The sequence below is a fragment of the Actinopolymorpha sp. B11F2 genome (assembly GCF_040195635.1).
Lineage (GTDB): Bacteria > Actinomycetota > Actinomycetes > Propionibacteriales > Actinopolymorphaceae > Thermasporomyces.
Genome location: NZ_JBEFTX010000015.1, coordinates 107,922 through 132,313 on the forward strand (window position 1 = coordinate 107,922; position 24,392 = coordinate 132,313).

Below are 24,392 nucleotides of genomic sequence, written 5' to 3' on the forward strand. Positions count from 1 at the left end.
GCGGGAGGCTGGTGAACTGAGACGCCGGAGCGGAGATCAATCCGAGCGCTTGGCCTGCATGCAGTCAGGAGCCCGAAGGTCGAAGGATGTCTTGCGCTTCTTGTGGGAGGCGGGCCAGGAGTTCGGCGGAGACTGGCCATGGGAGGACGTTGTGGCGTGGTGCGTCGTCGCGAACGTAGAAGGCGAAAATCGCCCTTCGTGGGCCGCCGCTGGTGTTTTCACCGGCGGCGTGAAGGGCGTGGCCGTTGAGGATGAAGGCATCCTCGGGTTTGCCGAGCAGGCGCTGTCCGTCGGGCTGCTTCTCATCCTCAGGCACCTGTGAAGACTCGAGGTCAGTCCACCGGTGCGAACCAGGGATGACGCGGGTTGCGCCGTTGTTGGCCTTGAATGGGTCCAGGGGGAAGATGGCGACGCACTCGTAGAACAGATCGTTCCGCGGCGAGGGTGGACAGTCGGTGTGGAGCTTCGCCGCGCTGGTTCGGCCGGGGCGGCCCGCCACTTTGGAGATTCGCCGGTCGAACCCCTGGAGATGGAAGTCGCCACCCAGAACATGCCTGACGTACGCGAGGACCCTCGGGTGATGCCAGAGGCAGTCCAGACGTTCGTCGTCTAGACCCGTTGGTTTGGCATCGGGGGCGGCCGCGAGAACTGACCGCACCTGCTGAGCACTGAGCACGTTACGTACGCGCAGGTAGCCGGCGTCGTCCAGTTGGCGCCGCTCGTCGGTCGTAATCGCAGCGGGCGTAACAGTGGCGACTCTCATGCCGGCCACCGTAGGCGGTAGACGCCGCGCCAAGCGACTCGTAATCGGGTGGCGCCGGACGGTGATGGGTCGCCGCCGCGGAGTTCTACAGCAACGTCAAACGGCATAGCCTGCCACCTCTCCGGTCTTAACCGGAGGCCACTTTCGTGTTCGAACCCGGGGATCCCTCTTTGAGACGGCGCGGAACCGTACGCCCAATGGACTGGACCTCCACCTCGGTCCTAGGCGTTGCGGTTCATGAGGTTGGTGAGGCGGGGGGTGTGAGGGCGTGAGACGGGGGTCTCCGTCGGCAGGATGTGAAGTGCTGACCACACGTCCTGTGTTCCGAAGGAGACCCGCGTATCCCCACCGTAATGCCCCGTTGACTCCTGCTGGCCGGCTGCGTCTTGTTCAGCGCTGTGAGCCCCGTCCGATCGCCCATGTGGCGGCTGAGGCTGGTGTGTCGCGGCAGTGCCTGTCGAAGTGGGTGAGCCGGTACCGGCGATGTGGCCAGGTCGGCCTGCTCGACCGGTCGTCGGCGCCGCAGGCCTCGCCGTCGCAGACGCCGACGGAGGTGGTGGACCTGATCGAGTCCTGGCACCGCAAGCGCAAGTGGTCCGCCCGCCGCGACCGAGCTGGCTGCGATCGGGCACCGGCTCTCGGCCGCGACGGTGGGCCGCTGGTTCGTCCGGCTGGGCATCAGCCGCCGCCGCGACCTCGACACCTCAGCTCGCGGAGGTGTGTCGCGGAAGATCGTTGCCGAGACGCCGGAAAGACCGGTCGCGGCGGCCTCGATCGCGGAGGCGAGAGTGGGGTCGATCAATGGGGTGTTCGGCCGGTCTGGCTAGCGCTCGGTCCCGTAAGGGCACGACTCTCAGGTGTTGAGGTCGTCGGAGCGTCCGGCCTCCAGGCGGTCCCACTGCGCGATAGGGCGTCCGCCCGACTCCGACACTGGTGGCCACGCGGGTGAGCCGCCGTCGGTCCGCATGGAGCACTGCTGTGGCCAGCCAGGAGGCGAGTCCTCCCATGATTCCTGGCATCCGTAGACGGTGGCGTCCAAGAGCGCGTAGCTGTAGTCCATTGCCTCGACGCCGCGCCGGCTCGTCCAGTAGGTCTCGAACACGCGGTCGCCGTCCCGTAGGTGGCACACGAGGTGGAACAGGCCGAGCTCGCGACCGACGAGGAGCGCGTCGAGTGAGGGCTGTGCTGAGTACCACGGCATATCCCAGCCCATGAAGTCGCGATAGCGGACGCTCTCGTCGTACGACACCTGGGGATCGGCCGGTCCGAACGCGGTGTTGCGTCCCTGACTGAAGACGGCGTAGGTGATGTCACGGGAGTGCAGGTAGGCCAACTCGCCGACCTGGCTGAGGAACAACGTGCAGCCTTCGCACTGCTCAGGCGCGGGCCGTCCGGGCCACCACATGAAGTAGTAGGCGATGAGCTGTCGACGCCCGTCGAACGCGTCGAGCAGGGTCAGCGGCCCGTCGGGTCCGATCAACTCGAGCTTGGCGTCGACCTCGACCATGGGCAGCCGCCGCCGTGCCGCGGCGATCGCGTCACCTTCGCGGGTATGCGCCTTCTCCCGAACCCGCTGCCTGTCCAGTTCGGCCTGGAAGGTTGCCCGGTCCACGGCTGTGGGCAGGCTCTGTGCGTTGCCGGGGCCGGGCATCGGCCCACCCGAGTTTGTTTCATCGGTCATGACTGTCTCCTCTTGCTGTTCCGGTTAATGTTCTGGCGGCTATGCCCGCGACGGCCGCGAGTCCACATGTGACGACCTTCCTCCGATGGAGGAGGTCACTGTCGGTGATCTGAGTAGTGCTGCCGGCGGGCGAGCATGGCGACGAGCATTCCGAGGAACATCAGCTCGTGCCCGGCCATCATTGCCGTGTGGTGGCTGGTCGTACCGATCCATAGGGGCACCATTGCCAGGAAACCCACGTTCATACCGGCGACCATTTCGCCGATCAGCCGGAGGCGGTACCCCCGCAGCCGCATCCAGGCGGCCACCACCACCGTCATGTTGGCGGCCATCAACAGCGCCGAAACCGTTGTGCCGACCAGGGCATGCGGGCGACCTATGGCCGAAGCTAGCAGCGACTCCAACCGACCCAGAGCGACCATCCCCACGAGCATGACCGCCACCATCTCCACGTAGTGGCGGGCAAACCAGAGCACCGCCGTGCGCGGAGCTCGACTCGGGCGTGAGCCATCAGGTCTGTCTGTCGTCAAATCAGCATGCGTGCTCATGATGGAGCCCCTTCGATTCTGGGCTAGGCGAGGCGATTGGTCAGGCGAACGACCGGCGGGCCAGGATCAGCAGGCTGGTTGCCGCCGTGCGCAGCACCCCAGAAGTGGGTTCGAGCAGGCGAGCGGGACGAGGCGGGCGTCCTGGAAGCTCCAGGCGCGCCACGCGCTCGAGGTAGACGCGGTTCGGGTGATCGACGGGGTTGGAAATCGCTGGCCACATGAGCTTTACTCCGTTCAGCCGGAATGGGTTTTGCCCACCGACGAACGCGTTACCGCGATATTCGACATCGCCGTCAAAGAATCTTCAGTTCTTGATCTCCTTGCCGACGCCCAGGGTCCCGCGCCGGCCGGCACAGGCGTTCGACGCGGACGCGCGGCCGTGTCAAACTCTGACGATGAGGTACGCGCTGCTGATCTGTGACGACGAGTCGATCTCACCGAGCACGGAGGAGCTCGAGGCCGATCCGGTGTTTCGGGCGTGGGGCGAGGATCTGGAACGCCGCGGCGCCGAGCGCTTCGGAGCGCGGTTGCGTCCGAGTGCCGATGCCACGACCGTTCGGGTCCGCAACGGCGAGACCCTGGTCTCTGACGGGCCATTCGCAGAAACCAAGGACCTGGTGGGGGGCATCGTGATCCTCGAGTGCGCCGACCTGGACGAGGCGATCGAGATCGCCGCTGGACATCCCTGGACGCATCGGGGCTGCGTCGAGATCCGGCCGATTTGGGAATGACCCAAGTAAGAAGCAGCCCGCTGGAGGTTGCTGATACTGCCGCGACTCCCGGAGTCGCGGCAGTATCGGTGTCGTCGGCTCAGGTGGCCTCGAGGACCGGCTCGACCACGCGTTCGACTGGCTCGCGGGCATCAACGGCAACCCGTAAGTGTCGGCACGTGACAGCCGCCGGCGACTCGTTCCGCCCTGACCTCCAACGGCCCGACCCGGCTGTCCGGTAAGGGATCCGCCGATCCTCTTACGGACACGTCGCCTTCACCATCCGCGAGGGCGACCGTGATGCCCCGCGGTGCGGTGCAGGGGATGCAGATTCGGCCTTTTGTCGCATCGGATGAGCTCGGCTGGGGTCCCGACTCCGCCGCGCAATCCGTTCATAGTCCACGGTCCGGATCGCGAGTCCGCTGACAGGCGATGGAGCCGAACCCTTGTCGCCGAGCTTGCTGGTGACGTTGTGTGAGGCGGCAACCGTAGTGGAGCACCGTTTGCACAAGCAGCGGTATCCCCCTGCACCGTCGACGTTGCTCGGGCGTGCACTGTCCATCGGGTCGGTCGACCCGACCTGTCCCACCAGCCAAGGAACGGCGAGCCAGCGCTGGACGGGCGTCGGGGCGTCCGTGCGCGAGACGGTTCCGATCTGGTTTGCTTCGGAGTTCGTCCGGCCCGGAGGCCAGGCAGGGGCGAGGCTCAGGAAACCGTCGGTTGGACGACTCGTCTGATCACGTCGCGGGCAACACGGTGTCCGGTGAGGGATCCCTATCCCTGCGCGGGAGGTTCCTCTTGCGGACGGGGCTCCCTCCTGATCGGAAACCGCCGACAGCGTGACGAGGCGCGGACCCGGCGTGGGTTATACGGCTCACCTGCGGAGACGCTCAGCTCGCCGAGGCGTATCGCGAATGATCGTTACCGGACGCGGGCAGTAGTGTCTGGCGTGTGATCTGGGTCTATTAGCCGACGATAGGGCGAAGGTAGGCTCGCCGGGTCCGGGCATGGATCGAGGAGGTGCTCATGCGCATCGGTATCGGGGTTGTCCTGCTGGTTTTGGGTGCGATCCTGTATGCCGCCGATGTTGATCTGCCCCACGTCAACGACGACGCACTCGGATTGATACTGCAGCTGGCCGGCCTTGTCGTCATCGTCATGGCGGTGATCACAAAGGTCGACCGGCCGGAGGTGGGTACGACCATCGGCCTGTTGTTGATTGCCGCGGGCGCCATACTGGCCGTGGCCGTCCGCGTCGAGTTACCTCACGCCGCCGCCTATGTACTCGGAAGTGCATTCGTCAGCGCAGGCGTCCTCACGCTGATCGCGACAGTGGGGGTGATCATCGGGCGGCGACGCTTGGCAAGCGGCCGCCGCACGGTGAACGGTCGGCTGGTCGAGCCTCCCGAGTCCGATGAGGGTGGCCCGATCTTGCGGTCTGATCTTGCGGTCATTTCCGATAAGGATGCGGCGAAGGCCGCCCGCTTCCGCAGCCATCCGCACGGTGACTATCCCACGCCCAGGGATTAACGGCGCCGGCTGCCGATGAGCTGGTGGCGCCTGAGGATGACCTCCGCACCCCGAGACTGCCAGCGGTCTCTGTTCACGTCAAGATGCCCCCTTCCAGTCAGTGCTGGAACCCCTGCGAACGTGCCGCATGGCCGGCGTCCACTCCGCGCGTTTGATTAGTAGCGGTTGGGTGGGTAGGGGGCGGGCCGGTCGGTAGGGGGCGGGCCGGTCGTAGTGGGGGTCGGGGCGCCGATCCAGGAAGCGGTGTTGGTTTCGTCTGCGTTGGGTGAGCATGACGAGTGTGGCCACGACGGAGATCGCGCCGACGGCCATCAAGATGGCGTCCAGCAGAGTGGTGTACGGCAGGCGCTCGGTGATGGGCGTGTCGCAGACGCGTAGGAAGCGGTCATCGCGTGATCCTTCGAACTGAGTTCCCGCTCAAGTCCAAGGAGATCAACGCGATGACCGCAAAGCCCCAGTATCGCCCTCGATGTGGCGATCCCCAAGTTGCGCTCGGGGACCTACTTTCCGGACAGTGAGTATTGGTGTCGCGAGTTGGTCGGTCGCGTCTGACCCGTTTCCTAACTGACTGTTGTGGCCACCTCGCGCGGCTTGCCAGCCGCCGCCGATACCTGCGGGGAGGCCGGATCGATCTCCGACTCAGCCGGGGAGCCGGTCGAGGCGATCGACACCAGCAGGAGGGCACCTGCCGCTGCGACCGCTCCGACAACCGACCGCAGAGCATGCCGATGAAACACGAGTGACCCCTCCACTTGTTCTCGCTTCGACGCGTTCACGGTCATCCGCCCACAGGCCGCGGACCATCCAGGTGGACTCCGCCTAGATCCCACATTTGACAGATCTGGCGCATATCGCCCACTCACACGAGCCACGCGCAAGATCGGTTCAGCCGATCTTGCAGCTCTGGGCCACCCTGGTCACGCGGCGCCGTTCACAGCGTCTCGTTTCGGTTCAGGACGGCGTTGTGGACGGTCGGCGGGACCCGTAGCCGATCGTCGCTTCGATAGAGCGGCAGGAGGTCGTCGAACCCGGCATCGGGCGCGCCGGTCAGTGTGGCGAGTCGGTCGTACAGAGCGATCCAGTCGCTCGGGATCTGTTCATCCGGTTCGGGCATGGCGCCCCAGACGTCCCAGGGCAGCATTTCCAGGTTGTTCAGGGCCGCGACGTCTCGTACGAGGTTGCCCGCGATCCACCAAGAGCCGAACTCACTCAGCCCAGACAGACCGAACCTGCCCGGGTCGGCCTCACCCGCGCGGCACTTCGCCCACGCGTCACCCGCGGTCAGGAAACGGTCGCGTGGCACGTCGGTGACGTCGAAGTCGATGGAGAAGACCCCGCGCTGCAGCTCATCGATCTGGGCGTCGATTAGCACCCACCGCTCGTCTGCGACGTGCCAGTACTCGCACACCCAATGATCTTCGTACGCCTCAGTCGGGAAGTACCCGCCGAACCCGCACCGCGCCCGCGCCGGCACACCCTGGTGGCGCAACATGGCAACCATCAGCACCGTAAAGTGCCGGCAGTTGCCCGCGAGCCGCTTCTCGGGCGGACGTGGGACGGTAAGCAAGCTGTCGTTGTCGGTCAGCAGCCGCTCAACCAGCCGCTCCACGGGTCGAATGTGCACCGGGCTGCGCTGTTCATCGGTCAGCGTGATCCCGTAGGCAGGGGCGATGTGTTCGTGGACAAGCAAGCCGTGCCCGACCTTGGCCAGGGCGCCGATGTCGCTAGGCAGCCCGTCGAACAGCTCCTGGTAGCGGCCGGGCGAGGTCATCACGCCCGGTTTCCGGTAGAAGTCAAGCGTTGCTGGGTCCGTGGTGAGCACAGTGGCCTCCGTTCTGTGATGGCGAGCGGTGACCCCAAAGCTCGCCCTTGCCCCAGGGACAAGGTCAAGCAGTCGAGGCGTACGCCTGGTCGACCCACGTGCTCTCGGTGACAACGACCGGTGCCCGGTCCGAGCCTGGACGTCCAGCTCCCGGCGACCTGCCGTGCCCGGATGATCAACAGGTTGGACGGGAGCGTGCGGTCGCGGCGAAGATGGGCGGGTGAGCATACGGGCGCGTGGGGGCTCTGACAGGTCTGCTGATAGGTCTGGCGACGAGCTGCTCACTATCGGAGCGTTTGCCCGCCGGTCAGGATTGTCGATGAGGGCGCTACGGCTGTATGACCGGTGTGGGCTGCTCAAGCCCGCCGACGTCGACCCGAACAACGGGTACCGCCGCTACCACTCCAGCCAGCTGTTCACGGCACGGCTGATCGAGATGTTGCGCTGGCTCGACATGCCGCTCACCGATATCGCAGAGATCCTGTCCACGCCGGGCGAGCATGGCGCGGATATTCTCCAGACCTACTGGGACGGCGTCGAACGGCGCATCGCGGGCCAGCGCGAACTCGTGAACCTCCTCCGGACCAGCCTCCTCGGAGGCAAAAGCAGCTTCGCGCGGGACCAGGTCCACGTGCGCCACGTGGCAGACCAACTCGTACTCACCGAGCGCTCCCGGGTGCCGCGAGAGGAACTGGAGGGTTGGGCGAACGAGGTCAAGCAGCGGCTGACCAGCACGGCGTGGGCCTACGGAGGGCCGAGCGCGGAGCTGTTTATCGTCTACCACGGACCCGTCACCAAAAACAGCGACGGACCCGTCGAAGTGTGCGTCCCGATCCACCCCGCCGCGGCAGCCCACGATGCGGCGACCCGTCGCGAACCCGCCCACCGCGAGGCGTACACAACCATCACCAAAGCGCAGTTCGACCTGCCACTGATCCTGTCCGCCTATGAAGCCGTCCAGCGATGGATCAACGACCACGGACTGACCCGCACAGGACCCGGCCGAGAGGTCTACATCCCCGGCGTGGACATCAACACTGCTCATCTCGACGACCAGGTGTGTGACGTCGCCTACCCGATCGAGTAAGTCGGGCGGGCACGACGGAAGGTGGCTGCTAGGCGACCGACTAGCGACCAACGTATGTCCGCTAGAGGATCCCTATCAGGCGTGGGCCAAAGCCTGCGCCCTAGCCCTGCTCGACCAAACGCGGCGGGATCCTCGACGCACTCTGAACCCAACAGCACATCGGGTTCTGGAACTTTCGGCCGCATTGGGTCGTACGCAATCAATTCACAAGGGCGGTCCGTGTTTATAGTCTGCGCTTCTGTAGCCACGATGAAGGGGGAAGGATGACACATCCGCATCGTTCGATATTCACAGGTCCGGACTTTCCGAGTCGGAGATCCTTTCTCGCAATGATGGGGGCGGCGCCGATGCTGGCCGCCACGGCAGTGGACGTGGTCGCATCCGCCGCCACTGCTGGTGATGTCGTGGTCGACCTGTCGGCGGAGCGGCAGACGATTCGAGGTTTCGGGGGCATCAACCATCCGGTCTGGATCGACGATCTGACGCCTTCCCAGCGGGAGACCGCGTTCGGGAACGGCTTCAATCAGTTGGGATTCTCCGTCCTGCGCATCTTCATCAGCGAGAACAGGACGGACTGGAGCCGTGGAGTGGAGACGGCCAGACGCGCGATCGAGCACGGTGCAATCGTTTTCGCCTCGCCGTGGAATCCCCCCACCGATATGGTCGAGACCGTCCCCGTGACCAGAAAGCAGGGCAACGGCACCACGTACGAAGCGGAGACGGAAACCACGTTGGCCGATGCCGTCGTCGCCACCTCCGCGGAAGGCTTCACCGGGAGCGGATTCGTCGAGTTCCACGCGGCCACGGGGGCGAGCCTGCAGTGGAACGGCGTCATCATCGGCAGCACCGGGAGGAAGAACCTCGAGTTCCGCTACTCCCTGGAGTCGGGCACGCGACACCTGGACGTCTACGTCGACGGGGCGAAGGTGGAAAGCGACGTCGCGTTCGAATCCACGGGCAGCTGGTCGACCTGGGCCAGGAAGTCGATCCAGGTGCCCATGACGGCCGGCACGGCCACCGTGAAGGTGGTCACCACGGGTACCGGAGGACCCAACATCGACAGTCTGAATGCCGCCGGGCTCATCGAGGACCCTGACGGGCGGCGGCTTCGACACGATAGGTACGACGCCTACGCGGGGCATCTGAACGACTTCAACGCGTTCATGCGAAGTCAGGGGGTGGACCTCTACGCCCTGTCGATCCAGAACGAGCCGGACTTCGCCCACGACTGGACGTGGTGGAGTAACGAGGAGATCCTCCGGTTCATGAAGGAGAACGCGGGATCCATCGACACCAGGGTGATCGCACCGGAGTCCTTCCAGTACGTGAAGGATGTCTCCGACCCGATCCTGAACGACCCGGAAGCCCTCGCCAACCTGGACATCCTCGGGGCACACCTCTACGGCACCAAGGTCGCGGATTTCCCGTACCCACTGTTCAAGCAGAAGGGATCCGGCGAGGAACTCTGGATGACCGAGGTCTACCACCCCAACAGCTCCAGCTCGGCCGACCTCTGGCCCGAGGCGCTCGACGTGGCCCAGCACATCCACCACGCCATGGTGGACGCGGAGTTCCAGACGTACGTGTGGTGGTACATCCGCAGGTTCTACGGCCCGATCAAGGACGACGGCACGATCAGCAAGCGCGGCTACAACATGGCGCACTTCTCGAAGTTCGTCCGACCCGGCTACGTGCGGCTCGACGCCACCGCCACCCCCCAGCCCGAGGTGTTCACCTCCGCGTACACCGGCGATCGAGGCAAGGTCGTAGTCGTCGCGGTCAACAAGAAGACCTCATCTGTGAGTCAGACCTTCACCCTTCAGAACGCCCCCGCGTCCCGGGTCTCGTCCTGGCTGACCGACGAGAGCCGGAACCTCCGACCCCAAGCCGCCATCGACGCTCCGGACGGCACCTTCACCGCCGACCTACCCGCCCAGAGCGTGACCACGTTCGTCGCCGTACCCCTCCGACCGGCTCACTGATTTGCGATGGTGAGAAACCTGTGGCGTACGGGCGCATTCGCGGACGGTCCCCGGGAGTGCGGCCGACTGACTCGAGCCCTCCGCCTTCCCGAAGATGGGGCCGAAGCGACAAGTTGCTGAGAGTGGTACCCGCGCTCTGCGGTCCGCGTGCTCGGAGCCGGCCTGCGGGCCACCGGGCCGGGCAGCGTCGCGATCACATCCAGCAGCCGACTCAGATCGCCGTGATGCAACCCGATCGTCGGTTCGTCCAGGACATGCAGCAGATCCTCCGGGCGTCCCGACTGCACGACCGCGAGCCGGGTACGTTGCGCCTCACCGCGCGAAAGGGTCGGCATCGACCGGTCGAGCGTGAGATGGCCAAGACCCAACTGCTCCAGTAGCCCCAGCCGACGTAACAACTCCTCCCGAATCCGGCGAGCACGCGTCCCGACCGGGAGCCGCTCCACGAAATCGAGAACCTCCATCACCGATCGGCCCAGCAACCGCTGGAGCGTGACGCCGGCGATCCGGTGCGAGGAGGTGTCGGTCTCGCCACGGAAGGCCGCCGAGCAAGATCTCAGCTCTGCCCAGCCCGTCGGCCCGCTCCAACCCCGCCCGGACCTCGGCCGCCGACATGCCAGCCCGCAAGGTACCCACGCGAACAACGACGTCATGCGGTAATGCTGGGTCGAGGCGAGGGACACGACTCCTCGGCGTCGCCGCCCAGCGGCGGCCGTCGACCATCACCTGAGCGAACTTGCCGCGGACACCCGCGAGTGGACGGGTCGTGACTGCCTGACAGGTGGCGGACGATCGCGACCTCGACCTCATCCTGGCCCGGCCAGCAGATCCAGTGCCGTGGTGAGCCGTTCCTCGCTGGAGAGTGCTCGGACCGGCACGTGACACCGGGGACATTCGACCTCGGCAAACCGTGAGTACAGAATCCGCAGGAACGGATGCAACCCGACCGAACTGGCAACCGTCGAGGCCGGGTTCCGGTTGAGCACATTCTGGGCAACTGCGACCGCCGGCCCCAGCCCATCGATCCAACGGACCTGAGCAGCCGGCACCCGTGTCCGGGTCCCACCCAGGGCCAACGCCTCGACAAACCGTCGGTGCGCCTTGTGCTCAGCGGCGCCCTGCACCCGAAGAGTCCGATCCGGCTGGCGCCGCTTCGTTCCACGGGAGCGCTGGACTGCTCTGTCTGCGAGGACGTGGCGGTCCACCACGCCAGCCTTGCCGGCCGCTGGTCGGCTGCGTCGCCGGGCCACGGGGTTCAGTTCCGCACTGCGGCGATCGCCTGTGCCGCCACACGTTCGGCATGCTCATGGCTCTTCGGCTGCATCCATCCCTCGTCCATGGCCGGGACGCGACCGTCGTTGACGGTCATCCGGAAGCCGAGACATTCCAGCCAGAGCGCCCGCATGTTGAGGATCGCGGGGAGCCGGTGGCGTTCGTCATCGCTGAGTCGGACGTGCTTGGAGTAGCCATGCATGACCGCGGCAATATTCTCGGCGGCGTTGTGTTCGGCTGCGGTGCGCAGAAGCCAGGCCAGTGCGGGCAGGCGGGGGCCGCGCCCGGATCCTGCCCAGCCAACGATCGAGAGGTTGCCGGGTGTGCCGACGGCGGCCCAGGGATGATAGTTGCCGTGGGTCAGCGCCTCAGGCAGGCCTTCGGCGTCGTCGGCGTTCTCGACCTGAAGGCGCAGCCACTCGAACTTCTCCCGAGCCGCGGCGTTCACCTCGTTCTCGACGCTGACCAGGAAGCTCATCGCAGCCGCCAGATCCTCTTTCGGCCGCCCCACATGGAAGCCGCCGTCGGTCTCTTCGGCACCGCCATCCCTGGCGACAGCGCCACCAGCCGCGGGAAGCGTGTGCAGCCGACCCAAAAGATCACCAAGTTCATGCCAGACGGCGGGGGAGCCGGCGCTCGGGCGTCCGCCGTCGATGAACGTGGTGACGATGATCCCCTTGCCGTCAAGCACGGTTACGGGATCATCGCGGGCGATCCGTTCGGCCGGGAAGTCGTGCGCGGCAAGGAACTGCAGGATCTCGGCGTCACCTTGTACGCGGCTGACCCGGTCGGCTGATGAGGAGAAGATCCGGGCTATCCACTGCTGACCGTCGACGTGCTTGACGACCAGAGTCGAGGGATAGTGACCAGGCCAGGAGCCGTCTGGACGCGTAGCCGGATCGTCATCGATCGGCAGGATCGAGTTGATCTCGATCCCGTACTGCTGTTCAAGATGGGCCTTCAGCGGCACCTCTTCGAACGGGCGGGAATGGATGAACTCTTGCCGATTCGCCAATTCCAGATCGGCCCGTGCCTGGGTGTACCGCTGCCCGGTTGCGCGGGCTCGCTCCCGTGCCGCGCGCTTGAAACTGCCCTGCTTGGTCATGACAAGCCTCCTCGACGTGTCGTCGTTCCCCAGCAACGTGACACTCGAACAGGCCTGAACCGGCAACGACCGTGAGGGCAGATTCCCCTTCGCCATCCCGAGGTACCGGCTGGGGCAAGTCCTCGCAGGCTCGGCGTCGGGTCAACGCCACGGCAAATCCTGATAGAGACCACACCGCGGTGTCAACCATTACCCGCACGAACGCCGACCTGCGCACCTCCCCCAATCGGTGCCCGGTCAGGCGACCCTGACGCGTGATCGCCGGGCACCAAACACCACTTGGAGGCGTCCGATTGTGGATCCCTTGCGGACACCCGCATGGTCGCCGTCGTGCTCCCCATGGTGTCGACGGTTGACCTTCCCCTACCGGACGTGCTTCGGGTGGTGTCTCCTGCGATAAATGGCGCGTCTTCGCGCAGGATCGAGCCGCAGAGGGCCCAGAAACAATGGAGCGGTGTGACGTAGCGAACGTCCGGTCAGGATGCTCCCAGCTCGGCGAGCGCGTGGTGTAGGAAGACGGTCGCGCGGTCTGTGAACTGCTCCGGATTGACGATGACTCCTTGCTGTCGGTAGCCCCTGAGCACCCGTGTCATTTTGCGGAGGGCGTCGAGCCCCAAGATGAGGTCGAAGACTGGGAGGTCGGCCGGTTCCGCACCAGCGATGGCGGCGTAGTGGTGGGTCAGCCGGTCGGCGGCGGCGGGCCCGAGGAGGAGGGCCATGTCCACCCGAGAAGTGGCGAGCTCGCACGAGGCCGGGCCGAGCCGGGACTCGCACCAGTCCGCGATGCCGGTGAGCTGGCCACGGGACCACAGGGTGTTGCCGGGGTGGAAGTCGCCGTGGATCAGGACCGGCTGCCAGGACACGCCGGGCAGGTGGCGCTGGATCGCCGCGACGGTACGGCCGGTCAACGGGCTCGGCTGCCGTAGCTTGGGCGGCCGCCAGGTCCGGACCCACGACGGGCGCAGGAGCGGGCCCTCCGCGCCGGTGGTGTCGGTGGCGTGGATGGCGACGAGTGCGTACGCGAGTTGCTGGAGCCACCCGTCGACGTCTTGGGGACGGAGGTTCAGGTACCCAGGGAGGCGGGTCATGGCAAGTGCCGGCATGTCGAGCCAGCGGCCCTCGGTGTCGAGGGCGAGCGGCCGCGGCACCGGAGCGTCGATCCGCTGCGCGAAGCGAAGCCGCTCCCACTCGAACCGAACTGCATTGTGACGCCGACGCCGGAACCGCTTGACGACGACTGACCCGTCGGTGGTCTCGATCGCGAAGGTTTCGGCGGCCATGCCACCACCGATGCGGCAGACCCCGCGTACCGAGGCACCAGGCACGGTCTCGGCGACCACCGCCGCCCACCCGGGGTGATCGCTGGCCATCAGGTCGCGCGTCACGTGGCAAGGATGCCACCATCCGCCGGCAGTCAGGAGGTACGCGTGGCCCGAAGGTACAGCGATAGTTCGGCGGTGGTCGCCAAGGGCTGCCGTGGCATCCATGGCCGTCAGCCGTTACGGCGCGGCCGGGCGCAGGGCCTATGAAAGCTGCTTCTCTGCGGCGCGGAGATCTCGCTCGATGCGGTCGGGTCTGTGTGGGAAGTTTTCGATCGATCCGTGCAGGCCGTGAACCGCCCTGTGCGCAAGGTAGGTTCGTAGCAATGCCGGTTCGATCATGGTGGCGAGCACCTCCTCGAGCCGATCGGACGCCGCGTGGTGTCCCTCGTGCCAACGCCCATCGCCGGCGAGGTAGCCGCGCATCCCGAGTAGCGCGTAACGTCGGTCGCCGCGATCTGCTCCGAAGTTCCAGTCCACGATGCGCTGATCGCTCCTTGCTCGTCGAAGAGCAGGTTGCCCAGGGAATAGTCGGTGTGGATGAGATCCTCGCCGGTCATGGCGTAGAGCTCACCACCATCGATCTCATAGAGCCGCTTGAGTGCGCGTCTCGTGCGGTCGCTGTACTGGCCGAGCGTCTCCTCCCATCGCTCGCCGCCACCATCCGGCGTCGGAAAGGCGGCAGACGTCGGTATGTCGAGCCGGTCCGCAAGCAGATGTGCAAACCGCTCATTCATCTCCACCACCGCGTCAATCACACGTGCGTCGATCCGAGTTGCGTGCCTGCCGGGAAGGCGCTCCTGAACAATGGCCACAAGGCCGTCGGAGAGCTCCACGACAAGCTCATGTCGAGCAACCGGCAGCCCAGCCGCCTTGGCAAGGTTCACCGCTTCAGCCGTCTGACGCATCCGGGCCAACGGCAGCTTGGACCTGCTGATCACACCCTCGCGGCCATCGGGCCAGCGAACGAACGCCGCACTGCTCACGCCTCCCTCTTGCTCGGCCAAGCCAACGAGCTCCAGTCCGACCCCGCAGCGCTCGTTGATCTCGACCACTGCAGCTGTGGGTGCCCAAGGATTCTCGGAGATCCTGAACTCAAGCCGATGCTCAGTCATGGCGGCTCCCGTCGCAGAATGGTGAGCATCCAACGGTGTACACGGACCACTTGCAGGACGCAACCGACATTGGAAGACTTGGAGCACAGCCCCCTTTCCGATGGGGCGATTCCACGTTGCGTGGGCACACCAGCATCGGCAGCCTATCGAGCTTCTCCTCCGCTCTCGACGCGTATATGAACTCTCTTTATCGCTCTCTGAAGAGTTGGCGGGACGGCCGCCCGTTAGAGGCTCACCTCGACGCCGTGGAAGTATCGCCTTGGCGCTGTGGGTGATCTTCGCGATGCACGAGCGGATACGGCCGCCGAACAAGTACCTGCGCTGGGAACTTGAACGTCACCCATTCGACAACGAACGATGGGACGCAGCACACCTGCTCGGCCGGGTCTAACGCATCCTGAGCGACGGCGATCCGGAAACCCGACGCAGTCTGTATCGCGACGTCGAGGCGACCGCCCGCGCAAACGGGCTCGGTGAAACCGTCGACAGTTAGGGCATCAACCTTAGGGTCATGAACCGCGACCGATAGGCAGGCAATGTGATCTGCCGCTGGATGGAGCGGATGTTCATCTGATGTGCGCCGGGGCGCCCGAGGACGGCGCCCCGGCGCCGCCCGCAGGGCGGCCCGGCGTTGCGCCGCGTCAGCGGCGCCTTGATCTACAAGTGGTCGGTGCGGCAACGCTGCAGACATGTGACGCCCTCGATGTCGGCGCGCCTCTACGCACGGCGTGCGGAGCGGGAACCTTACGTCGCATCCGGCGATGCAACCCGGCACTGTTCCCGTGGGAACGCATTGGGAACGATCAAGCGTAGAGAGCCGCACCAAGTCGAACACAACCGGACACAACAGAAGGTGCCCTCGACCACGTTTCCGCAGGTCAAGGGCACATTTTAGCTGGTGTGGCAGGTACTGGGTTCGAACCAGTGTAGGCGAAGCCGACGGTTTTACAGGGATACGGTCAGACCACGCCTGACCTGCACGAACGTCTCCACGACGCAGCGTCTCGGGGCGCATTCGGGACAGTGACGGGTTGGGCTGCTCGTGCGTGCGTTTGCCTGACCATTTCTGGGCAGGCGATCGGGAAGGGCAGCGCCGGTCGGCCGCCCGCTGGTGAGCGGCGCCGTTCCGGTCAGATGCGCTCGTATGTGGCTCGCCAGCCTTCTGCTGGATCTGGCGGCGTGAGGACCAGGGTGTCGCCTGACACTTCGAAGACGCGGGTCAGGCGCTGCCCGATCAGGTCGCGCACCAGTGACGACTCGACAGTCACGGCGAACGTGCCGGCGGATCGGTCGACAGAGACGGTCCCGTAGAAGGCTTCGTAGCCGTTCAACGTGTACGGCGTGTCCGGAGCGTCGGGCTCGGGGTTCATGGCCTGAACCGACATGGTGCCGGACTTGGTGAAGACGATCTGGCCGGAGTACGGCACAGGTTCGAGCTTCCCTTCGGTGCCGACCTCCAATGAGGTCATTCGCCACGCGCCAACGAGGGGAGCCGTGCCCTGAGAAGCCATGCTCTGCTGGGCGAACGATGGTGCAGAAGTCAGGAGGGCAAGCGGTAGTGCAAGTCCTAGTGCAAGCGAGGCGATCTTTGACTTTGTCGTCACGGTCGGGTCCTTTACTTCTTCACGGTATTGAGTGATGAGGGATAAATCCGCTTTGTCGGGTGTCGAATGGCTTGGTAGCCGGCAGCGGCGGTCGAGCGGGATCCGTCGGCGGCTCGACCGGTCACAGTCAACGCCGCGCGGAACCGATGAGGGAGTCTCTGTCGAGGGGCGTACTGATAGGGCATCCCAGCCGGCCGGGGCGCGTCGTACGGTCGGTGCTGTGGATAACCGTGCCGAGGTCCGTGAGTTCCTAGTCTCGCGGCGAGCCAAGATCACACCCCAGCAGGCAGGTATGCCCGACGTCGGCACCCGCCGGGTGCCCGGTCTACGCCGCGCCGAGGTCGCCGCGCTCGCCGGGGTCAGCGTCGAGTACTACGCCAAGCTCGAACGCGGCGCGCTCGGCGGCGTATCCGCCTCCGTCCTGGACGCTATCGCCCGCGCCCTGCAACTCGACGACGCCGAACGCGCCCACCTGTTCCACCTGGCCCACGCCGCCGACGGCACCAGCGCCGGGATGCGTCCCCGCCGCCGCGCCGGCAAGCGCTGGACGCCACGCCCGAGCCTGCAATGGGTACTCGACAGGTTCACAGCGCCCGCGATCGTCCGCAACGGCCGCATGGATCTGCTCGCCTGCAACCACCTCGGCCGCGCCATGCACGCCTCCCTTTACGACACCACGGTCGCAGGTCCCAATGGGGGCCGTGGTGCAGTAGAACGGCCCAACTTCGCCCGGTTTACCTTCCTCGACCTCGATGCCGCCCACGACTTCTACCCCGACTGGGACGGTGCCGCCGACACCTGCGTCGCCATCTTGCGCACCGAGTCCGGCCGCGATCCCCACGACAAAGATCTCCACGACCTCGTTGGTGAACTGTCTACCCGCAGTGAGGAGTTCCGCCGCCGCTGGAGCAGCCACGACGTCCGCTACCACGGCGCCGGCACCAAACACTTCCATCACCGCGACGTCGGCGACCTCGAACTCGCCTACGAAAGCGTCGACCTGATCTCCGACCCTGGCCTGACTCTCACGCTCTACGTCGCCGAGCCCGCCTCATGCACTGCCCGCGCCCTCGATCTCCTTGCCTCCTGGACCGCTATCGCCCCGCAGGCTCGCGCCACTCCGTAGTCGAGGCATCCGACCGGTCTGCTGGCGGTCATCGCGAAGGGTGCCCTGTGGGTACACCCATCGACAGGGACTTCCACCGCGGCGAACGGCCACGTTCACTCGAGACGTGGCCCTTCACCGGTGCCAGCCAACCCCAGTAGCCCGATCACGGGGTTACGACGTCACGCCTAAGAGGAGCGCACGATGCACCAAGTAGTCATGCACAAGCCCGGGGACGTGCAGGTGGAAGACCGCGAGGACCCGAAGATCATCGAGCCGACCGACGCGATCATCCGCTTGTCGGCGACCTGCATCTGCGGCAGCGATCTGTGGCCCTACCGAGGCGCCGAGCCCGTTGACCACCAGGTGATGGGCCACGAGTACGTCGGCGTCGTCGAGGAAGTAGGTCCACAGGTGCGCAACATCAAGGTCGGCGATTTCGTCGTCGGTTCCTTCTGGGCCTCCGACAACACCTGCGAGATCTGCCGAGCCGGCTACCAGGCCTACTGCGTGAACCGCGTCCTGATGGGCACCATCGGCACCCAGTCCGAGCGAGCCCGCATCCCGCTAGCCGACGGCACCCTGGTCGCCACCCCCGGAACGCCCGACCCCGACCTGATCCCGTCGCTGATGGCGGCATCCGACGTGCTCGGCACCGGCTGGTTCGCCGCCGTCGCCGCTGAGGCCGGCCCGGGCAAGACGGTGGCGGTCGTTGGCGACGGCGCCGTCGGGCTGCTCGGCATTCTTGCAGCCAAGCAGCTCGGCGCCGAGCGGACCATCGCCTTCAGCCGCCACGCCGACAGACAGGCCCTCGCCCGGGAGTTCGGCGCCACCGAGATCGTCGAAGAACGTGGGGACGCCGGTGTTGCCCGGGTCAAGGACTTCACCGATGGCCTCGGTGCCCACTCGGTCATCGAAGCCGTTGGCACCCAGGAAGCCATGATGCAGGCCATTCACTCCACCAGGCCGGGCGGTCACGTCGGGTTCGTCGGCGTCTCTCACGACGTCACCATTGCTGGTGATGAGCTGTTCATGGCCGGAGTCCACGTCCACGGCGGCCCGGCCCCGGTGCGGCAGTACCTGCCCGAACTCATCCAGCTCATCTGGGACCGCAAGATCGACCCCGGCAAGGTCTTCGACCTCACGCTGCCGCTGGAGCGGGCAGCCGAGGGCTACCAAGCCATGGACCAGCGCACCGCCACCAAAGTCCTTCTCACCGTCTGACCGATCCGACCTCGACCTGGCGGAGAGAACCAATGAAAGCCGTCCGCCGTACCGCCACGGTCGTGCTGACCTTGTGCGCCGCGCTAATCCTCGCTGCCTGTGGACCAAGCACCACCCCCGACGACCCAGGTCACACCGGTCAACCCACGGCGACCACCACCACCGGACCATCAGGCGGTCGCGAAACAGCTAGGCCCAGCTCACGGCCGACGCGCCGCACTCAGGAGGACGCAATGAGAATTCAAATCACCATTCGTGATCAGCACTTCCAAGCCACCCTCGACGACAGCGCCGCCGTGCGCGATTTGGCTGCGCAACTGCCGCTCACCGTCGAGATGACCGACCACGGTTCGGTGGAAAAGACAGGGCCGCTGCCCTCCCCGTTGTCCCTGGAGGGTCAGCCGGCCGGTGCGGACCCCGATGTCGGTGACGTCGGCTACTACGCCCCCGGCAACGATCTAGTCCTCTACTACGGCGACCAGTCCTACTACAACGGCATCGTCGTCCTGGGCCACATGCACGATGACGCGGCCGAGCGCATCGCGGACATGGACGGCCCGATCACCGCCACCGTCGCAACTTTCGACAACTGACACGTCGGCCCATCCCAGCAGCAGAATCACGTCTTGCAGGAGGACGCAGTGAATCCGACGTACGACTTCGCCGGGCAGGTCGCCCTGATCACCGGCGCCAGCTCCGGCATGGGCCTGGCCACCAGCCAAGCCTTCGCCGCCGCCGGCGCGGCCGTAGTGATGGCTGATATCAACACCGCCGCACTGACCCAGCACGCCGACGCCCTCACCGCTGCCGGTCACCGCGTCCTGCCCGTGACGTGTGACGTCGTAGACGAGGCCAGTGTCGCCGCCGTCGTCCGAACCGCGGTCGACACCTACGGGCGTCTCGACATGGCATTCAACAATGCCGGCATCCAGGTACCGCCCACCGACGCTGCCGACGAGGCGGCCGAGGTCTTCGATCGGGTCAATGCCGTCAACCTACGAGGCGTCTGGGCGTACATGAAACACGAGTTGGCCGCGATGCGCACCCGGGGCAGCGGCGCGATCGTCAACTGCTCATCCCTCGGCGGCCTGGTCGGCCTGCCCGGCCGTGCTGCCTACCACGCCTCCAAGCACGGGGTCATCGGACTAACCACGAGCGCAGCCCTCGAATACGCGCCCCGCGGCATCCGCATCAACGCCGTCTGTCCCGGCACCTTCGCCACCCCCATGGTCGACGACATGATCGCCAAAGGCGAGCTCGACCACGACGAGGCGATCGCGAACCAGCCCATCGGGCGCCTCGGCCGGCCCGACGAGATCGCAGCCGCCGTCCTCTGGCTATGCAGCCCAGGAGCGAGCTTCGTCACCGGAATCGCTCTCCCCGTCGACGGCGGCTACACCGCTCAGTGACGGCGGATCCATGCCAGCAGCCGACGCTGCCTGCCGCCTTCACACGTAGTGGCGGCTGGAGTGGCGTCGTCGGGTCCACGTGTGGCCCGGCGGTCGTCTGGGCTGGCGACCAGGCCGAGCGCGGCGGACGCAGTTGGCTCCGCCTCGACGTCCACCGCCACAACCGCGAACTCCAGCGCTACTACGAACACCTCGGCTTCACCCGCGTTGGCACCGTCATTACCCCACCACGTGGCTCCGGCGCTCTGTATCAGCGCTCCGCCGTCAGGTCGACTAGTGGCCGGGTAGTCGGTCCAGCAGGTGCACACTTGCGGCCGAACGCTTGACACCCAAGGCGGCGAAGTCGCGACCTGCAAGGCATGTTGCATAAGCTCGGTGGTAGAGCTATCGCCAGGCGGCCCAGACCCTCGCTGCGTAACCGATTGCGCCTGCGTCACACCGCCCCGCCGACTGCGGTCCTTTTCGGACCGACTGCTAGCCGTAGCCGTCGCCTCGCCAGCGCCGTCTCGCGCTTTACCAAACTTCGTGGCTCGGGCCATGTGTGCCCCAAAACCCATCGCAGACGAACTTCCGGCTGTAGTCTCAAGGAGACGAACTGGGGGACGATGGATCGCATCACGAAGGCATATCTTGACGCCTTCCGCAAGGAGCACCGGCTAATAACGAGACACCACGACGTGCGGCCTTGAGGCGTGGCGCTTGCAAGGGGTTCTGATCATGGCCCAGCGGACCACGCCTCGCATCGGCGGCGTCCGGTGATCGATGCAAGGGCACTTTCGAATCGCGACCGTTTGGACACCTGAGTCGACGACCGCAGACCCGCGCTCATCCTGCTTGTCTGCCGATCGGCAGAATGGTGCGAGGAAGCTAACCCGTGATGAGCGTACCTGCACTATAGGGTGTGGCCACCTCCCGGACAGGTGACGGACGGACTGACGTCGAGTTGGTCGCGCGTGCGCGCCTCGGAGACAAGACGGCCTTTGCATCGCTCGTCGTACTTGCGGTGAATGCCCCCGGACTCTATCGCCTGCTGCAGCCAGCTCTTTTCCTTAGGGTCACATGTGCGAGCTCATATCCAATGGTTCCGCAGTACGTGTCCTTAGGCGGCGATATGAGGTCGCCCGCAGTGGAGCCGATCCCAACGGCAGTGTCTCCCTCTCCGCGCCACGCAAGCGGGCACCCGCTCTCCCGCTGGGAGAGGGGAGTAAACCCGCCACAGTGTGTGTGGGATTGGCAACCGCGCCTACCAATCCGCTACCGAGCCGTCGTTCTCGTGATACGTCTCTCCGCCTAGCTCGGCGTGGTACCCGTACGACTCGCCCGTGAACTCCTTCGTGGCCTCCGCCTCGTCCACGTCCACGCCAAGGCCGGGCGTCTCCCACAAGGGGATATGCCCGTCGATCACCTCCCAGTCCTTCTTCAGCAGGCCGTTGCCGAGCCCGGCGTCGACCTGCTCCTGGATCAGGAAGTTCGGGACGACGGCATCGACGAGCATGCACGCGCCCAGTGCAAGCGGGCCGATCGCGCAGTGCGGCATGATGTGCTGGTAGTACACCTCCGCGTAGTTGGCGATCTTCTTCAATTCGCTCGGTCCGCCGCAGTGCGCCACATCCGGTTGCAGCAGCGCGACGCACTGCTTCTCGATCACCTCGCGGAACTCCCACCGGCTCAGAAGCCTCTCGCCCGTGGCGATCGGGAACGGGACGTGATCCGAGACCAGCTTCAACGCGTCGGTGTTTTCCTGCGGCACCGGCTCCTCGACGAACATCGGCCGCATGCCCTTGATCTCGTTGCACACTTCGATCGCCAGCGCCGGCGTCATCTTGGCGTGGAAGTCGAAGCACAGCTCCACGTCCGGGCCGACCCACTCACGCATCTTGTAGGCCGCCTCGACAAACTGGTCGATCCTCGACGGCGGCTCGTGGGCGCGCCAGACGCCGGCTGGACCGGCCTTGTACGCCGTGTAGCCCTTCTTCTGAAGCATGTCGAGCCGCTTGCGAGAGGCCTCGAGTCCCTCGTCGGACAGGTCGCGGATGCCCCAGTGCGCATACACCCTGATCCTGTCCCGCACGGCGCCGCCCATCAGCTTGTAGCTGGGCACCCCGTAGTGCTTGCCGGCGATGTCCCACAACGCTGCATCGACTGCTGCCAAAGCGCTCATGTTGTGTGCGCCGCCCCTGAAGAAGGCCGACCTGTAGATCTGCTGCCAATGATGCTCGATACGAAGAGGATCCTTGCCGATCAGGTACTGCGCATATTCGTCGATGACCGCCGGGACCGACTTCGGCTTGCCCTCCAGCGTGCTCTCCGCCCATCCGTCGATTCCCGCGTCGGTGCCGATGCGGATCAGCCGGGTGCGGTGTTTCGGAGCGAACTGTTCGACGTGCGTGATCTTCATGCTGCGACGGCCCTCTTCTCTCGTGAAAATGGGGGCGCCTCGAAAGCGACAACCTCCGAAGCGCCGCACATCTTACTCCCGCTCCCCGCAGGTGGCCGGTTCCCTTCCAGCCGGAGGAGCCCATCGGTTCCCGGTTTGCCCGCCAGCTGATCTCGAACGGGGACAGACGCAGCGGCCCGTGCCCAGGCCTCGGCCCTCGACGGATCGCCGTCGTCGGGTAGCCAGCACAGCGTGCGGTACTCGACGTCCTCGTCCCAGCTCCGCTCCTGCTGTTCCAACACATCCAGGCCGGGCCCGCTGCTCGGCCGTGAGGCGATTCGCGCTTCCGCGTGGTACGGCTCCCACCACTCCGCGCCTGGTCCGCCCCGTGCAATAGACCAAGGCTGTGTCATCGATATCGAGCAGTACCTGATCGTCGACGCCGGCCAGCAGCGGCGTCGCAGCCGACAGCGCACGCAGCAACCGCGAGGCGACCGCGTCGAGCTGACGCACGTGCCCGAACGCGAACGCCCGCAGGAACGAGCCCAGCGTCGACGGCGCATAGCAGCCGTCGAAGACCCGGCCCATGCCACCGTGGCGCAGCAGCGCCATGTCATCGATGCTGTCCGCCGCAGCGGCCATGTTCGCGACCAGCGAGGTGACCTTCAACCCGGCGTTCGCAATCGTGAGATGGCAGGACCGGCCGCTGGACTTCGCCGCCCTACAGCAGCGGTACACCCAACCTCGATGCGCTGCCGAGTTCGCCGTGACCCATCCGGGTCACCTTGTGCTGTTCGACGTCCTCGAGACAGCCCGCGACACCGACCTTTGACGGCCCAGGTTGTCGACCGTGTCTTGGTGAAAAGGCGGTGCCGTGCGGAAGCCCGGCACACGAGGCGGCATCCAGTGACACACGGCGTCCCAGATCTTGAACTGGAGACCGAGCACGAACCCGCCTCCTGCCCAACGCACTCCGAACTTCGCCGCATATACGCCACCCCGATCCCAACCGCACCAGCGACGCACTACGCGACACTTCCCTGACCAGGGCAAACACCGAACAACGACCAGAAGGCGACGGTCCGCCCACCGTTGCCCACTCCGACGGGATGGCTCCCAACCAAACCGGGTGTGACCTGGGCTTTCGCATCGTGGCAGGTGTTGGATTCGAACCAACGTAGCTTGCAGCGGCGGTTGTACAGAATGGCGCCAGGTGCCGTCTGACCTGCGAGCACCTCAGTGAGGTCCGATCTTCGCCGCGCATACGCCGCCACGCTTAGCTGTTTGCTCTCCGGGCGGCAGGCAATCAGCCCTTCGGGCGCATGACGATGCCAGCGTGGCCATTACGCTGCGTGAGCCCGAAGCCGAGGCATCCAAACATCGACATCAACCCGCAGTCAGGGGCGAGCCTTTTGGGTGGCGTCAGTACGGTCGAACCAGAGCTTCCGGTGGTTCGTTCGAAGAGGATTCCGTAACGGATGTTCGCAAGCTGAAAGACGCGCCGGAAACCGGGACGGTTCAGGCGGCCAACCTCACGCCGAGAACCGGACCGCAGGCTGCCGCATCCGCGCCCGGAGCGTGAAGTGCTTCCCGGATCCGTCAGGTTCGCCGGCCTGCTCGGCGATCTTCTTGGCGGTACGTGTTCGCATCCTGCTCTGCCACACATCGAGGTCAGTGTGGGAAATCGTCAGAGAAGACCAAGCGCAATGCGCAGAACTGGCAGCAGCAGGCAATGCCCA

General features: G+C 65.9%; 21 protein-coding genes and 1 pseudogene. 11 read left to right on the forward strand and 11 right to left on the reverse strand.

Annotated features, from left to right (window positions below; genetic code table 11):
• Positions 1-64 precede the first annotated feature (64 nt).
• Positions 65-763 carry a phytanoyl-CoA dioxygenase family protein gene (locus ABN034_RS34565; RefSeq protein ID WP_502879091.1) on the reverse strand — a complete coding sequence of 233 codons (699 nt, stop codon included), beginning with the start codon at positions 761-763 and terminating at the stop codon, positions 65-67.
• Positions 764-1,082: 319 nt separating this feature from the next.
• Here ABN034_RS34565 and ABN034_RS34570 point away from each other — a divergent pair, with 319 nt between their 5' ends.
• Entirely contained in the window at positions 1,083-1,712 is a 630-nt protein-coding gene (locus tag ABN034_RS34570; RefSeq protein ID WP_502879095.1) for a leucine zipper domain-containing protein, read from the forward strand.
• On the opposite strand, the gene ABN034_RS24750 is transcribed toward ABN034_RS34570, so the two are convergent.
• The 3 genes from ABN034_RS24750 to ABN034_RS24760 all read right to left on the reverse strand — a co-directional run bounded on the left by ABN034_RS24750 (position 1,617) and on the right by ABN034_RS24760 (position 3,212).
• The gene (locus ABN034_RS24750) at positions 1,617-2,444 is read right to left on the reverse strand and encodes a DUF899 family protein (protein ID WP_349693369.1); all 828 of its coding nucleotides are present in this window, start codon (positions 2,442-2,444) and stop codon (positions 1,617-1,619) included. The two genes, ABN034_RS34570 and ABN034_RS24750, sit on opposite strands and share 96 nt — an antisense overlap.
• Before the next feature lie 95 nt (positions 2,445-2,539).
• On the reverse strand, positions 2,540-2,920 hold the full coding sequence (locus tag ABN034_RS24755; protein WP_349693370.1) for a hypothetical protein: 381 nt from the start codon (positions 2,918-2,920) through the stop codon (positions 2,540-2,542).
• Positions 2,921-3,032: 112 nt separating this feature from the next.
• A complete protein-coding gene (locus tag ABN034_RS24760; protein WP_349693371.1) occupies positions 3,033-3,212 on the reverse strand; it encodes a hypothetical protein in 180 nt (59 codons plus the stop codon).
• A gap of 175 nt (positions 3,213-3,387) precedes the next feature.
• Here ABN034_RS24760 and ABN034_RS24765 point away from each other — a divergent pair, with 175 nt between their 5' ends.
• Entirely contained in the window at positions 3,388-3,723 is a 336-nt protein-coding gene (locus ABN034_RS24765) for a YciI family protein (protein ID WP_349693372.1), read from the forward strand.
• Between the two features lie 1,005 nt (positions 3,724-4,728).
• Positions 4,729-5,232, forward strand: coding sequence for a hypothetical protein (locus ABN034_RS24770; RefSeq protein WP_349693373.1), 504 nt, complete (start codon positions 4,729-4,731; stop codon positions 5,230-5,232).
• Between the two features lie 931 nt (positions 5,233-6,163).
• On the opposite strand, the gene ABN034_RS24775 is transcribed toward ABN034_RS24770, so the two are convergent.
• Entirely contained in the window at positions 6,164-7,054 is an 891-nt protein-coding gene (locus tag ABN034_RS24775; RefSeq protein ID WP_349693374.1) for a transglutaminase-like domain-containing protein, read from the reverse strand.
• A gap of 220 nt (positions 7,055-7,274) precedes the next feature.
• On the opposite strand from ABN034_RS24775, the gene ABN034_RS24780 reads away from it, so the two are divergent.
• From ABN034_RS24780 to ABN034_RS24790, 3 genes are all read left to right on the forward strand, one after another.
• Complete coding sequence (locus ABN034_RS24780) at positions 7,275-8,141, forward strand: MerR family transcriptional regulator (protein ID WP_349693375.1); 867 nt, start codon at positions 7,275-7,277, stop codon at positions 8,139-8,141.
• A gap of 329 nt (positions 8,142-8,470) precedes the next feature.
• Positions 8,471-10,123 carry a carbohydrate-binding protein gene (locus ABN034_RS24785; RefSeq protein ID WP_349693376.1) on the forward strand — a complete coding sequence of 551 codons (1,653 nt, stop codon included), beginning with the start codon at positions 8,471-8,473 and terminating at the stop codon, positions 10,121-10,123.
• Positions 10,124-10,347: 224 nt separating this feature from the next.
• On the forward strand, positions 10,348-10,503 hold the full coding sequence (locus tag ABN034_RS24790; protein WP_349693377.1) for a hypothetical protein: 156 nt from the start codon (positions 10,348-10,350) through the stop codon (positions 10,501-10,503).
• Positions 10,504-11,378: 875 nt separating this feature from the next.
• Here ABN034_RS24790 and ABN034_RS24795 read toward each other — a convergent pair.
• The 4 genes from ABN034_RS24795 to ABN034_RS24810 all read right to left on the reverse strand — a co-directional run bounded on the left by ABN034_RS24795 (position 11,379) and on the right by ABN034_RS24810 (position 16,403).
• Complete coding sequence (locus tag ABN034_RS24795; RefSeq protein ID WP_349693378.1) at positions 11,379-12,500, reverse strand: phosphotransferase enzyme family protein; 1,122 nt, start codon at positions 12,498-12,500, stop codon at positions 11,379-11,381.
• 476 nt (positions 12,501-12,976) lie between these two features.
• Positions 12,977-13,885: a phosphotransferase family protein gene (locus ABN034_RS24800; RefSeq protein WP_349693379.1), complete on the reverse strand. Its 909-nt coding sequence runs from the start codon at positions 13,883-13,885 to the stop codon at positions 12,977-12,979.
• Between the two features lie 272 nt (positions 13,886-14,157).
• The gene (locus tag ABN034_RS24805; RefSeq protein WP_349693380.1) at positions 14,158-14,967 is read right to left on the reverse strand and encodes a phosphotransferase; all 810 of its coding nucleotides are present in this window, start codon (positions 14,965-14,967) and stop codon (positions 14,158-14,160) included.
• A gap of 1,097 nt (positions 14,968-16,064) precedes the next feature.
• Positions 16,065-16,403, reverse strand: coding sequence for a lipocalin-like domain-containing protein (locus tag ABN034_RS24810; RefSeq protein WP_502879092.1), 339 nt, complete (start codon positions 16,401-16,403; stop codon positions 16,065-16,067).
• A 355-nt stretch (positions 16,404-16,758) separates the two neighbouring features.
• Here ABN034_RS24810 and ABN034_RS24815 point away from each other — a divergent pair, with 355 nt between their 5' ends.
• The 4 genes from ABN034_RS24815 (at position 16,759) to ABN034_RS24830 (ending at position 20,276) form a co-directional block, all read left to right on the forward strand.
• Positions 16,759-17,664 carry a helix-turn-helix transcriptional regulator gene (locus ABN034_RS24815; protein ID WP_349693381.1) on the forward strand — a complete coding sequence of 302 codons (906 nt, stop codon included), beginning with the start codon at positions 16,759-16,761 and terminating at the stop codon, positions 17,662-17,664.
• A 183-nt stretch (positions 17,665-17,847) separates the two neighbouring features.
• Positions 17,848-18,867 carry a zinc-dependent alcohol dehydrogenase family protein gene (locus ABN034_RS24820; RefSeq protein WP_349693382.1) on the forward strand — a complete coding sequence of 340 codons (1,020 nt, stop codon included), beginning with the start codon at positions 17,848-17,850 and terminating at the stop codon, positions 18,865-18,867.
• Positions 18,868-19,100: 233 nt separating this feature from the next.
• Complete coding sequence (locus ABN034_RS24825; RefSeq protein ID WP_349693383.1) at positions 19,101-19,460, forward strand: cyclophilin-like fold protein; 360 nt, start codon at positions 19,101-19,103, stop codon at positions 19,458-19,460.
• A 33-nt stretch (positions 19,461-19,493) separates the two neighbouring features.
• Positions 19,494-20,276 carry a glucose 1-dehydrogenase gene (locus tag ABN034_RS24830; protein WP_349693384.1) on the forward strand — a complete coding sequence of 261 codons (783 nt, stop codon included), beginning with the start codon at positions 19,494-19,496 and terminating at the stop codon, positions 20,274-20,276.
• Between the two features lie 1,243 nt (positions 20,277-21,519).
• Here ABN034_RS24830 and dgoD read toward each other — a convergent pair.
• Positions 21,520-22,674, reverse strand: coding sequence for a galactonate dehydratase (dgoD, locus tag ABN034_RS24835; protein ID WP_349693385.1), 1,155 nt, complete (start codon positions 22,672-22,674; stop codon positions 21,520-21,522).
• 452 nt (positions 22,675-23,126) lie between these two features.
• A pseudogene (locus ABN034_RS24840) lies at positions 23,127-23,334 on the reverse strand (IS1380 family transposase); the annotation flags it as partial.
• Here ABN034_RS24840 and ABN034_RS24845 point away from each other — a divergent pair.
• Positions 23,273-23,485, forward strand: a complete 213-nt coding sequence (locus tag ABN034_RS24845; RefSeq protein ID WP_349693445.1) for a DNA ligase-like domain-containing protein — start codon at positions 23,273-23,275, stop codon at positions 23,483-23,485. The pseudogene ABN034_RS24840 and the gene ABN034_RS24845 overlap by 62 nt on opposite strands.
• The last annotated feature ends 907 nt before the right edge of the window (positions 23,486-24,392 follow it).